The organism is Pseudomonas sp. S9 (genome assembly GCF_000222125.1).
Taxonomy (GTDB): Bacteria; Pseudomonadota; Gammaproteobacteria; order Pseudomonadales; family Pseudomonadaceae; genus Aquipseudomonas; species Aquipseudomonas segetis.
On record NZ_AFFX01000005.1, the window covers coordinates 342,566 to 355,346 of the forward strand.

A 12,781-nucleotide genomic window follows, 5' to 3' on the forward strand; every position below is an offset into this window, starting at 1 on the left:
CGCCGGAATACTTCGATGAGGGGTATTCCGGCGTTTTGTTTTGCTGGTCAGGAAAATTTGCTCGCTGATGCAGGCTGGGTAAAATGCCTGGCTTGAATCGCTCGCGGGGTTTTCGGGTTATACATGACGCTAAAACACAAATTTAGCCCGCTGCCTTGTGGTGGCCGGTTTCTTGATCTGACTCGCACCCAGGTGATGGGTATTCTCAATGTAACGCCGGATTCGTTTTCAGATGGCGGGCGTTTCAGCCAGCGAGATGCAGCCTTGCGTCACGCTGAGGCAATGTTGCGCGCAGGCGCTACGCTGATCGATATTGGTGGTGAGTCAACTCGCCCCGGAGCGCAGGCTGTCTCTGTCGAGCAGGAGCTCGAACGCGTTGCGCCGGTGGTTGAGGCTGTTGCGGCCGAGCTGGATGTGATTATTTCGGTCGATACTTCAACCCCGCAGGTTATGATCGAGGCAGGGCGCCTGGGCGCAGGCTTGATCAATGATGTGCGCTCATTGCAGCGTGAAGGTGCTTTGGCGGCTGCGGCTGCAACAGGTTTGCCAGTGTGTCTGATGCATATGCGTGGCGAGCCGACGACCATGCAGCAGAACCCGCAATATCCTGATGTGGTTGCCGAGGTTGAGGGCTTCCTGCTTGAGCGCATGGCCGCTTGCGCGGCAGTTGGTATCGGCCAGGATAAACTGTTGCTGGACCCTGGCTTTGGCTTTGCCAAGACCCTTGAGCACAACCTGGGTTTGTTCAAGCGTTTGGAGTCGCTGCATGCTTTGGGGCGCCCTCTGCTGGTGGGCGTTTCGCGCAAGAGTATGATCGGTCGGGTGCTAGGGCACGAGGTCGATGGGCGTTTGCATGGCAGCCTGGCGCTGGCCGCACTCGCTGTTGCCAAGGGCGCGCATATCCTGCGGGTACACGATGTCGCTGAAACAGTTGATGTTGTGCGGATGATTACTGCGGTTGAGGCTGCAGAATAACTATTTAGGGAAGACGATTTATGGCACGTAAATATTTTGGCACCGATGGTATTCGTGGCCGTGTGGGTGACTATCCCATTACTCCTGACTTTATGCTCAAGCTTGGCTGGGCGGCTGGCATGGCCTTTCGCAAGCAGGGGGCGTGCCGCATCCTGATTGGTAAAGACACGCGTATCTCAGGTTATATGTTCGAGTCGGCGCTGGAGGCGGGATTTTCTGCTGCCGGAGCCGATGTAATGCTGCTCGGGCCAATGCCGACCCCGGCTATTGCCTATCTGACACGTACATTTCATGCCGATGCGGGCATCGTAATCAGCGCTTCGCACAATCCGCACGACGATAACGGCATCAAGTTTTTCTCGGGGCAGGGTACCAAGCTGCCAGATGAAGTCGAACAGTTGATCGAGGATTTGCTGGATACGCCAATGACGGTGGTTGAATCCGCCAAGTTGGGCAAGGTGTCGCGAATCAATGATGCCGCTGGGCGCTATATCGAATTCTGCAAGAGCAGTGTGCCCAGCAGCACCAGCTTTGCAGGGCTCAAGGTGGTGCTCGACTGCGCCCATGGTGCAGCCTACAAGGTTGCGCCGAGTGTGTTTCGTGAGCTGGGTGCGGAAGTGATCACGCTCTCAGCCGAGCCAAATGGTTTGAACATCAACCACAACTGTGGCTCCACCCATATTTCAGCACTGCAGGCTGAGGTGGTAGCCCGTGAAGCTGATTTGGGCATTGCCTTCGATGGCGATGCTGATCGCGTATTGATGGTTGATCACACAGGTGCTCTGGTCGATGGTGACGAGCTGCTGTTTATCATCGCCCGTGACCTGCAGGAGCGGGGCAAGCTACAGGGTGGTGTGGTCGGCACGCTGATGAGTAACCTGGGGCTTGAGCTGGCCTGTTCCGAGCTGAATATTCCATTTGAGCGGGCCAATGTCGGTGACCGCTATGTGATTGCCGAGTTGCTTGAGCGCGATTGGGTGCTTGGTGGCGAAAACTCGGGTCATATTGTGTGTTTCCAGCACACCTCGACCGGGGACGCCATTATCGCTGCCTTGCAGGTATTGCTCGCTGTGCGTCGACGTGGACAGCCGCTGGCGCAAGTTCGTCAAGGTATGCGCAAATGCCCTCAGGTCTTGATTAATGTGCGCTTCAAGGGTGGTGTGGATCCATTGCAGGATCCATTGGTTAAGGATGCCTGCGCGCGCGTGATCGAGGAAATGGCAGGCCGTGGGCGCGTTTTGCTGCGCAAATCGGGTACGGAACCGCTGGTTAGAGTCATGGTCGAGGGTGAGGATGAAGCCCTGGTTCGCGGCTATGCCGATGAATTATCTAAAATTGTTGCACAAGTATGTGGTTGAACAGCTTGCCAGTCACGACCGCGCTGGGTATCATCTGCGCCCTCTTTGATCGACGAGGTATTGCATGCGTCGCCCCATGGTAGCTGGTAACTGGAAAATGCACGGTACCCGCGCCAGCGTCGCAGAGCTGATCAAGGGTCTTCGTCAGTTGGCGTTGTCGACTGGCGTGGATGTCGCGGTGTTTCCACCTTGTTTGTACGTCAGCCAGGTTGTTGAAGGTCTGGCTGGTAAGTCGATGGTTGTAGGTGCGCAGAACTGTGCGTATGAGCCATTGCAAGGCGCGCTGACAGGTGAAGTGGCTGCGAGCCAGTTGCATGATGCGGGTTGCAAGATGGTTTTGGTTGGGCACTCCGAGCGGCGTTTGTTGCTGGGTGAATCTGATGAAGCCGTGGCGCGCAAGTTTGCAGCGGCTCAGTCATGTGGCTTGACGCCAATCCTGTGTGTGGGGGAGACCCGCGAGCAGCGTGAGGCAGGCAAGACGCTGGAAGTAGTCAGTCGCCAGCTTGATAGTGTTATTGAGTCGCTGGGGGTTGGGGTTTTTGCCCAGGCTGTGATCGCTTATGAGCCTGTTTGGGCAATTGGCACCGGCTTGACGGCTACGCCGGATGAAGCGCAAAGCGTGCATGCGGCGATACGCGCACAGCTCGCAGCAGAAAACGCTGAAGTAGCTCGCGGCGTAAGAATTTTATATGGCGGCAGTGTCAAGGCCGCCAATGCAGCCGAGTTATTCGGCATGCCAGATATCGATGGGGGGCTTGTAGGTGGAGCCTCTCTGAATGCGGATGAATTCGGTGCGATCTGTCGCGCCGCGGGAAACTGAAAAATGCTGGAAACAGTCATAGTAGTACTTCATCTGTTGGGCGCTATTGGCGTTGTTGTGCTGGTTTTGCTGCAGCAGGGCAAAGGTGCCGATGCGGGTGCATCTTTTGGTTCGGGCGCTTCAGCTACTGTATTCGGTAGCCAAGGTTCCTCTACCTTTTTGAGTAAAGTTACTGCTATACTCGCCACCGCTTTTTTCATAACTAGCTTGGGCTTAGGCTACTTAGCTAATGAAAAAGCTGATGCGTTGACCCAGGTAGGTTTGCCAGATCCGGCAGTCTTGGAAACGCCTCAGACCAAACCGGCAGTTGAAGATGTGCCGGTGCTCGAAGAGCCGCAAGCAGTCGATAAGGCCGCTGATGTACCTCAAGCTCCAGAGCAGCAGTAAAACGTAATTTGCCGAGGTGGTGGAATTGGTAGACACGCAACCTTGAGGTGGTTGTGCCCATAGGGTGTAGGGGTTCGAGTCCCCTTCTCGGTACCAATTTTCAAGAAAGCCCGCTACATGCGGGCTTTCTTGTCGATGGGGCTCTGGTTGACCCGTAGCAAGGTTCAGCCGTATAATCCGGCCCCCACCTTTGACGCGGGATGGAGCAGTCTGGTAGCTCGTCGGGCTCATAACCCGAAGGTCGTTGGTTCAAATCCAGCTCCCGCAACCAGTAGTAGCTGAGCCCCTTTCCAAGGGGCTTTTTGCTAGCTGAGAGACAGCTTTACTTGCCTTGCGAAGAGGTAAGCTAAATGGATGGGCGTTTCGCCCATTTTTTATTTGCACAGCATGCGCGAGGGGTTCGAGTGTCGAGCAAGCTAGAACAGTTGCAGGACTTGCTGGCCCCGATAGTCGAGGAACTCGGCTATCAGTGCTGGGGCATTGAGTTTCTGTCTCAGGGGCGGCATTCGCTGCTAAGAATTTATATTGATCATGCCGATGGTGTTCTCGTCGAAGACTGCGAGAAAGTAAGCCGGCAGGTCAGTGGTGTTCTGGATGTAGAAGATCCGATCACGGCTGAATACACCTTGGAAGTTTCATCTCCAGGTATGGATCGACCACTTTTCACCCTGGAGCAGTTTGCTGCATTCACCGGTGAACAAGTAAAAATCAAGCTGCGTTCGCCTTTCGAAGGGCGCCGTAACTTTCAAGGCCTTCTGCGCGGTATTGAAGAGCAGGATGTCGTGGTGCAGGTTGATGATCATGAATTCCTTTTGCCGATCGATATGATCGACAAGGCCAACATTATCCCTAGGTTTGATTGAGACGCGGATCCCGCGGATCCAATGGATTGCGAAAGGCGAGGCGTACGATGAGCAAAGAAGTATTGCTGGTTGTTGAGTCGGTATCCAACGAAAAAGGTGTACCGGCCGGTGTGATTTTTGAAGCGCTGGAGTTGGCTTTGGCCACGGCGACCAAAAAACGATTCGAAGACGAAGTCGACTTGCGTGTAGCGATTGATCGCCACACTGGCAACTATGAGACTTTCCGTCGTTGGACGGTTGTTGAAGATGCAGAGCTGGATGATCCGGCACATCAACTGACTCCAGATATGGAGCAGGCAATGAAATCCGACGCCAAAGTCGGTGACGTGCTTGAAGAGAAGATTGAGTCGATTGAATTCGGTCGCATCGCTGCACAGACTGCAAAACAAGTCATAGTGCAAAAGGTTCGCGAAGCAGAACGTGCTCAAGTAGTTGAAGCCTATCGCGAGCGTCTGGGCGAGATCGTCTCGGGTACGGTCAAGAAAGTGACCCGCGACAACGTGATTGTCGACCTGGGCAACAATGCTGAAGCGCTGTTGGCTCGCGAAGATATCATCTCGCGTGAGACCTTCCGTGTCGGTGCGCGCCTGCGTGCACTGCTCAAGGAAATTCGCACCGAGAACCGTGGTCCCCAGTTGATCCTTTCGCGTACTGCGCCTGAAATGCTGATCGAGTTGTTCCGCATTGAAGTGCCAGAAATCGCCGAAGGGTTGATTGAAGTAATGGCCGCGTCCCGTGATCCGGGTTCGCGCGCCAAGATTGCAGTGCGCTCGAAAGACAAGCGTATTGATCCGCAAGGCGCCTGTATTGGTATGCGTGGTTCACGCGTTCAGGCGGTATCTGGTGAATTGGTTGGTGAGCGTGTCGACATCGTGCTGTGGGATGACAATCCTGCGCAGTTCGTTATCAATGCGATGTCTCCTGCCGAAGTTGCTGCAATCATTGTCGACGAAGATGCCCATGCCATGGACATCGCCGTCGGCGAAGACAACCTCGCTCAAGCAATTGGGCGTGGCGGTCAGAACGTGCGTTTGGCAAGTCAGCTGACTGGTTGGACGCTCAACGTGATGACCGAGGCGGATATCCAAGAGAAACAACAGGCAGAGACTGGCGATATTCTGCAGCGCTTCATCGATGAGTTGGAAGTTGATGAGGAGTTGGCGCAGGTGCTGGTTGAAGAAGGTTTTACCAGCCTGGAAGAAATCGCCTATGTACCGATGGAAGAGATGCTCAGCATTGACGGTTTTGATGAAGAAATCGTCAATGAGCTGCGTTCGCGGGCTAAAGACCGCCTGCTGACTCGCGCCATCGCTACAGAAGAAAAACTGGCAGACGCCCAGCCAGCCGAAGACCTGCTCTCGCTAGAGGGTATGGAAAAAGGCCTGGCCCAGGAACTGGCAGTACGCGGTGTGGTTACCCGCGAAGACCTGGCCGAGCAGTCGATTGACGACCTGCTCGACATCGACGGCATCGACGCAGATCGTGCCGGCAAGCTGATCATGGCCGCCCGAGCCCATTGGTTCGAGTAGTTTTACGGCCTGAGGAGAGAAGTGCATGACGCAAGTCACGGTGAAAGAACTGGCCCAAGTGGTCGACACACCGGTAGAGCGCCTGCTGCAGCAGATGCGTGAGGCGGGATTGCCGCACAGCAGTGCCGAGCAAGTTGTCACCGATAACGAGAAGCAAGCATTGCTTGCTCATCTCAAGAGTAGTCACGGCGATAAAAAGGCTGAAGAGCCGCGCAAGATTACTCTGCAATGCAAAACCACCAGCACGCTACGTGTAGCTGGCAGCAAGACCATCAGTGTTGAAGTGCGCAAGAAGAAAACCTTCGTTAAGCGCAGCGCTGAAGAGATCGAAGCCGAGAAGCAGCGTGAGCTCGAAGAGCAGCGTGCTGCAGCCGAGGCTGCTCGCCTGAAAGCTGAGGAAGAAGCCAAGCGTAAAGCTGCCGAAGAAGCCAAGAATGCTCCTACGGCAACGCCAACTGTTGCTGACGCGCCTGCGCCTGCCGCAGCTGAAGTGCCTGAGCCTGTTGCGACTCCGATGCCGGTCGATGTTCCGGTGGTTGAAGAGCGCAAGAAAGACGAGCCTCGTCGTCCAGATAAAACACGCAATGACGATGACCGTCGTGCCGAGCGTAAGGCCGGTTCGCATCGTCCAGCTGTTAAAGAGAAAGCACCGGCTCCACGCGTTGCGCCTCGTACAGTCGACGAGGAGAGCGATGGTCACCGTCGCGGTGGTCGTGGCAAGTCGAAACTGAAAAAACGCAATCAGCACGGTTTCCAGAGCCCGATGGGCCCTGTTGTTCGTGAAGTTGCCATTGGCGAAACCATCACTGTTGGCGAACTCGCTGCGCAGATGTCGGTTAAAGCCGCTGAAGTCATCAAGTTCATGTTCAAGATGGGCACTCCGGTGACCATCAACCAGGTACTGGACCAGGAAACTGCCCAGTTGATCGCCGAAGAGCTGGGCCACAAGGTCAAGCTGGTCAGCGATAACGCACTTGAAGAGCAATTGGCCGCATCGTTGAAGTACGACGGTGAATCCATCTCTCGTGCGCCGGTTGTGACCGTAATGGGCCACGTTGACCATGGTAAGACATCGCTGCTCGACTACATTCGTCGTGCCAAGGTGGCTTCTGGCGAAGCCGGCGGGATCACCCAGCACATCGGTGCCTACCACGTAGAAACCGATCGTGGCATGGTGACCTTCCTCGATACTCCGGGTCACGCTGCATTTACCCAAATGCGTGCTCGTGGTGCCAAGGCGACCGACATCGTGATTCTGGTTGTTGCTGCCGACGACGGCGTAATGCCACAAACCGAGGAAGCTGTTCAGCACGCTAAAGCTGCTGGCGTTCCATTGGTTGTAGCCGTCAACAAAATCGACAAGCAGGGCGCTGATCTTGATCGTATCAAGAACGACCTTGCAGGCCGTGAAGTTGTGCCGGAAGAGTGGGGTGGCAACACTCAATTCGTGCCGGTTTCGGCTAAAGAAGGTACTGGTGTCGATGAGCTGCTTGAAGCGGTATTGCTGCAGGCCGAGCTGTTGGAACTCAAGGCAACTCCGTCGGCTCCAGGTCGCGGTGTAGTGGTTGAATCGCGCCTTGATAAAGGTCGCGGTCCAGTTGCAACCGTGCTGGTACAGGACGGTACGCTGCGTCAGGGCGATATGGTTCTGGTCGGTTCGAACTACGGCCGCATTCGCGCCATGATCGACGAGAACGGCAAATCGATTAAGGAAGCAGGTCCTTCGATTCCGGTTGAAATCCTCGGTCTCGACGGTACACCTGAAGCTGGCGACGACATGACTGTTGTTGCTGACGAGAAGAAAGCCCGTGAAGTGGCTCTGTTCCGTCAAGGCAAGTTCCGCGAAGTGAAACTGGCGCGTGCTCACGCAGGCAAGCTGGAAAACATCTTCGAGAACATGGGCCAGGAAGAGAAGAAGACGCTTAACATCGTCCTCAAGTCTGACGTTCGTGGTTCGTTGGAAGCCTTGCAAGGCTCGCTTAGCGGCCTGGGTAACGACGAAGTGCAAGTGCGTGTGGTTGGCGGCGGCGTCGGTGGTATCACCGAGAGCGATGCCAACCTGGCGCTGGCTTCCAACGCGGTACTGTTCGGCTTCAACGTGCGTGCCGACGCAGGTGCGCGCAAGATCGTCGAGCAAGAGTCGCTGGATATGCGTTATTACAACGTGATCTACGACATCATCGAAGACGTCAAGAAGGCCCTGACCGGCATGCTCGGCAGCGATGTTCGCGAGAATATCCTCGGTACTGCCGAAGTGCGTGATGTGTTCCGTTCACCTAAGTTCGGCGCCATTGCCGGTTGTATGGTTATTGAAGGTGTTGTTTACCGTAACCGTCCAATCCGTGTACTGCGTGACGACGTTGTGATCTACGAAGGCGAACTCGAGTCGCTGCGTCGCTTCAAAGACGATATGGCCGAAGTGCGTAACGGCATGGAGTGCGGTATTGGCGTCAAGAGCTACAACGACGTCAAGGTCGGCGACAAGATCGAAGTGTACGAGAAAGTCCAGGTGGCTCGCAGCCTGTAAGGCAGCCTGCTGCAACATGCAACGCCCGGCCCTGCTCAAGCACGGCCGGGCGTTTGCCGCTTTTGAGTCTGATGCTTATGTGGCCTCAGGCGGGTAATTAGGTAGTAAAAATGGCAAAAGAATACAGCCGTGCCCAGCGTATCGGCGACCAGATGCAGTCCAGCCGTGCCCAGCGTATCGGCGACCAGATGCAGCGTGAGCTGGCGCAGTTAATTCTTCGCGAAGTCAAAGACCCCCGCGTCAGTGGCCTGGTGACTGTGACCGCCGTCGAGGTAAGCCGCGACGCAAGCCACGCCAAGGTATTTGTCACTGTGATGGGCGCCGAGATCGATGCCGAGAGCATTCGTCAGAGCGTCAAGGTGCTTAACGATGCCAGCGGTTTTCTGCGGATGCAGTTAGGCAAGGCAATGAAATTGCGTAGCGTGCCAAACCTGCGCTTCCACTATGACGAAAGCGTCATTCGTGGTGCCCAGTTGTCGGCGTTGATCGAGCGTGCCGTGACTGAAGATCGTCAGCACGATGACGAAGCAACTGACGCCAAGGAGTAAGTGCGTGGCTCAGGTAAAGCGTATTCGCCGCAAGGTCAACGGCATCATCCTGCTGGATAAGCCAAAGGGCTTTAGCTCCAATGCAGCCCTGCAAAAGGTGCGCTGGTTGCTCAATGCCGAGAAAGCTGGCCACACCGGCAGTCTTGATCCATTGGCTACGGGTGTATTGCCCTTGTGCTTTGGTGAGGCGACCAAGTTTTCGCAGTATTTGCTCGATGCCGACAAGGGTTATGAAACCCTGATGCAACTGGGTGTGACCACCACCACGGCCGATGCCGAGGGTGAAGTCATCGAGCGTAAGCAGGTTAATGTCCAAGGCGCCGATATTGAAGCGCTATTGCCGCAGTTTCGCGGTGACATAAAGCAGATTCCACCGATGTACTCGGCACTCAAGCGTGATGGCCAGCCGCTGTACAAGCTTGCTCGTGCCGGTGAGGTCGTCGAGCGTGAACCGCGTGACGTGACCATCTCCCACTTGGAGTTGTTGTCCTGCGAGGCAGAAGTTGCGCGCCTGGCTGTCGATTGCAGCAAGGGCACCTACATCCGCACATTGGTCGAGGATATCGGCCATCTGCTGGGCTGTGGCGCTCATGTTGCCGAATTGCGCAGAACCAAGGCCGGCCCGTTCAATCTGACTCAAACCGTCACATTGGAAGAGCTTGAAGCTGTCCATGCAGATGGCGGTAATGAAGCCGTTGACCGCTTCTTGCAGCCAGTCGATAGCGGTCTGGAGCACTGGCCGCTGTTGCAGTTTTCCGAGCACAGCGCGTTCTACTGGTTACAGGGCCAGGCGGTACGCGCTCCAGATGCGCCAAAGTTCGGCATGGTTCGGGTTCAGGATCACAACGGTCGCTTCATCGGGATTGGCGAAGTCAGCGAAGATGGCCGTATTGCACCACGTCGGTTGATTCGCGCTGAGTGAACAAACCGTAGTAGAATGCGCGGCCAGAGAATTTAGTGATCTAAGTTTGAGACAGAATTTGAGAGCTGCTTAGCTATAAGGGGCTCTCACACCGAGGATGGCTGTTAATAGGCACGGTCACTCCTCACTTTAAAACATGGGAAGCAGTTCCCAGCCTATTGCGACCGCTCTGCGGTTGCTTGAATGAGAGGAAGCCAACATGGCACTCAGCGTTGAAGAAAAAGCCCAAATCGTAAACGACTACAAGCAAGCTGAAACTGATACTGGTAGCCCGGAAGTGCAAGTTGCACTGCTGTCTGCCAACATCAACAAGCTGCAAGGCCACTTCAAGGCCAACGGTAAAGATCACCACTCGCGTCGTGGTCTGATCCGTATGGTTAACCAGCGTCGTAAGCTGCTGGACTACCTGAAGGGTAAAGATGTTAGCCGTTACAGCGCCCTGATCGGTCGCCTGGGTCTGCGTCGCTAAGCGATGCTTGCGCGTAGCTGAATGCTGAAGCTGGAAGTGGGTTTACCCCACTTCCAGCTTTTGTGTTTCAGCTACATGCATTTTGGACAGTCTCGGGCCGACTCCCGCAGCTGCCCACGAATTGTTTTATGCAACATTCAGGTGGTTTCGCAAAGCCCCATGTGCGTGTCTGACGCCGTCGCTTTTCGCAGCCCCTTCAGGTTTCCCCCAAGGCAATATAGAGAAGGAAAACACCGTGAACCCGGTAATCAAGAAATTTCAATTCGGTCAATCGACCGTTACCCTCGAGACAGGCCGTATCGCCCGTCAAGCCTCCGGCGCTGTGCTGGTCACAGTTGATGACGACGTAACTGTTCTGGTTGCTGTAACTGGCGCCAAGACCGCTGATCCGAGCAAGGGCTTTTTCCCACTGTCCGTGCATTACCAGGAAAAGACCTACGCTGCTGGTAAAATCCCTGGTGGTTTCTTCAAGCGTGAAGCACGTCCTTCCGAGAAAGAAACCCTGACCTCGCGCCTGATCGATCGTCCGATCCGCCCGCTGTTTCCAGAAGGCTTCCAGAACGAAGTGCAGGTAATCTGCACCGTTATCTCCACCAGCAAGAAGACTGATCCGGACATCGCTGCGATGATCGGTACTTCGGCTGCCCTGGCGATTTCGGGCATCCCGTTCAACGGCCCAATCGGTGCTGCGCGCGTGGCTTTCCACCCGGAAACAGGCTACCTGTTGAACCCTAACTACGAGCAGCTCAAGGCTTCGAGCCTGGACATGGTTGTAGCCGGTACCAAAGACGCCGTACTGATGGTTGAGTCGGAAGCCAAAGAGCTGACCGAAGACCAGATGCTGGGCGCTGTGCTCTTTGCCCACGATGAATTCCAGGTCGTGATCAACGCTGTTGCCGAACTGGCCGCAGAAGCCGCCAAGCCAACTTGGGACTGGCAGCCGAAAGCCGAGAACACTGCACTGCTCAACGCTATTCGTAGCGAGTTTGGCGATGCTATCTCCCAGGCTTACACCATCACCGTCAAGCACGAGCGCTATGCGCGCCTGGGCGAGCTGCGCAATGAAGTCGTTGCCAAGTTCTCCGGTGAAGAAGACCAGCCGACTGCCGGCGAAGTCAAAGACATCTTCGGTGAAATCGAATACCGCACCGTACGCGAGAACATCGTTAACGGTCAGCCGCGTATCGATGGCCGTGACACCCGTACCGTGCGTGGCCTGAACATCGAAGTCGGTGTTCTGGACAAGACCCACGGCTCGGCCTTGTTCACCCGTGGCGAAACCCAGGCGCTGGTCGTGGCCACTTTGGGTACCGCCCGTGATGCACAGTTGCTCGACACCCTTGAAGGCGAGCGTAAAGACCCGTTCATGCTGCACTACAACTTCCCACCGTATTCGGTTGGCGAGTGTGGCCGCATGGGCGCTACGGGTCGTCGCGAAATCGGTCACGGTCGCCTGGCGCGCCGTTCGGTCCCCGCCATGCTGCCAAACGCCGATGAGTTCCCGTACACCATCCGTGTGGTATCGGAAATCACTGAATCCAACGGTTCCAGCTCCATGGCTTCGGTCTGCGGTGCTTCCCTGGCGCTGATGGATGCCGGTGTTCCGATGAAGGCTCCGGTTGCCGGTATCGCCATGGGCCTGGTTAAGGAAGGCGAGAAGTTCGCAGTCCTGACCGACATTCTCGGCGACGAAGATCACCTGGGCGACATGGATTTCAAGGTAGCGGGTACCGACAAAGGCGTTACCGCGCTGCAGATGGACATCAAGATCCAGGGCATCACCGAAGAAATCATGGAAATCGCTCTGGGCCAAGCCCTGGAAGCGCGCCTGAATATCCTCGGCCAGATGAACCAGGTTCTCGCCCAGTCGCGTACTGAGTTGTCGGCAAATGCCCCAACCATGATCGCGATGAAGATCGATCAGGACAAGATCCGTGATGTGATCGGTAAAGGCGGCGCGACCATCCGTGCGATCTGTGAAGAAACCAAAGCCTCGATCGATATCGAAGACGACGGTTCGATCAAGATCTTCGGCGAAACCAAGGACGCAGCTGAAGCCGCTAAGCAGCGTGTCCTGGGCATCACCGCAGAAGCTGAAATCGGCAAGATCTATGTCGGCAAGGTTGAGCGTATTGTTGACTTCGGCGCCTTCGTAAACATCCTGCCGGGCAAAGACGGCCTGGTGCACATCTCGATGTTGAGCGATGCTCGCGTTGAGAAGGTCACCGACATTCTGAAGGAAGGTCAGGAAGTTGAAGTGCTGGTACTGGACGTGGACAACCGCGGCCGTATCAAGCTGTCGATCAAGGACGTTGCCGCTGCCAAGGCATCGGGCGTTTAATCGCGAGCTGTCTGTAGTCTAGAAAAGGGCCCCCTTGCGGGC

The 12,781-nt window shown here is 55.7% G+C and carries 11 protein-coding genes and 2 tRNA genes; all 13 read left to right on the top strand.

Annotated elements, in window-relative coordinates:
• The first annotated feature begins 123 nt into the window (after positions 1–123).
• Positions 124–975 (top strand): dihydropteroate synthase, encoded by an 852-nt coding sequence (gene folP, locus PSES9_RS0112955; RefSeq protein ID WP_010487548.1) that lies wholly within the window; start codon positions 124–126, stop codon positions 973–975.
• Between the two features lie 20 nt (positions 976–995).
• Entirely contained in the window at positions 996–2,333 is a 1,338-nt protein-coding gene (glmM, locus tag PSES9_RS0112960; RefSeq protein ID WP_010487549.1) for a phosphoglucosamine mutase, read from the top strand.
• A 64-nt stretch (positions 2,334–2,397) separates the two neighbouring features.
• On the top strand, positions 2,398–3,153 hold the full coding sequence (tpiA, locus tag PSES9_RS0112965) for a triose-phosphate isomerase (RefSeq protein ID WP_010487550.1): 756 nt from the start codon (positions 2,398–2,400) through the stop codon (positions 3,151–3,153).
• Between the two features lie 3 nt (positions 3,154–3,156).
• Complete coding sequence (gene secG, locus PSES9_RS0112970; RefSeq protein WP_010487551.1) at positions 3,157–3,540, top strand: preprotein translocase subunit SecG; 384 nt, start codon at positions 3,157–3,159, stop codon at positions 3,538–3,540.
• A gap of 10 nt (positions 3,541–3,550) precedes the next feature.
• A tRNA-Leu gene (locus tag PSES9_RS0112975) sits at positions 3,551–3,636 on the top strand.
• A 98-nt stretch (positions 3,637–3,734) separates the two neighbouring features.
• Positions 3,735–3,811 (top strand) — tRNA-Met (locus tag PSES9_RS0112980).
• A 133-nt stretch (positions 3,812–3,944) separates the two neighbouring features.
• A complete protein-coding gene (gene rimP / locus PSES9_RS0112985; protein WP_010487552.1) occupies positions 3,945–4,403 on the top strand; it encodes a ribosome maturation factor RimP in 459 nt (152 codons plus the stop codon).
• 47 nt (positions 4,404–4,450) lie between these two features.
• Complete coding sequence (gene nusA, locus PSES9_RS0112990; RefSeq protein WP_010487553.1) at positions 4,451–5,932, top strand: transcription termination factor NusA; 1,482 nt, start codon at positions 4,451–4,453, stop codon at positions 5,930–5,932.
• A gap of 25 nt (positions 5,933–5,957) precedes the next feature.
• Positions 5,958–8,459 carry a translation initiation factor IF-2 gene (gene infB / locus PSES9_RS0112995; protein WP_010487554.1) on the top strand — a complete coding sequence of 834 codons (2,502 nt, stop codon included), beginning with the start codon at positions 5,958–5,960 and terminating at the stop codon, positions 8,457–8,459.
• Between the two features lie 110 nt (positions 8,460–8,569).
• Positions 8,570–9,007, top strand: coding sequence for a 30S ribosome-binding factor RbfA (gene rbfA / locus PSES9_RS0113000; RefSeq protein WP_010487555.1), 438 nt, complete (start codon positions 8,570–8,572; stop codon positions 9,005–9,007).
• Positions 9,008–9,011: 4 nt separating this feature from the next.
• Positions 9,012–9,929, top strand: a complete 918-nt coding sequence (gene truB / locus PSES9_RS0113005; protein WP_010487556.1) for a tRNA pseudouridine(55) synthase TruB — start codon at positions 9,012–9,014, stop codon at positions 9,927–9,929.
• A gap of 199 nt (positions 9,930–10,128) precedes the next feature.
• Entirely contained in the window at positions 10,129–10,398 is a 270-nt protein-coding gene (gene rpsO, locus PSES9_RS0113010; protein WP_010487557.1) for a 30S ribosomal protein S15, read from the top strand.
• Positions 10,399–10,633: 235 nt separating this feature from the next.
• Positions 10,634–12,739 (top strand): polyribonucleotide nucleotidyltransferase, encoded by a 2,106-nt coding sequence (gene pnp, locus PSES9_RS0113015; protein ID WP_010487558.1) that lies wholly within the window; start codon positions 10,634–10,636, stop codon positions 12,737–12,739.
• Positions 12,740–12,781 lie beyond the last annotated feature (42 nt).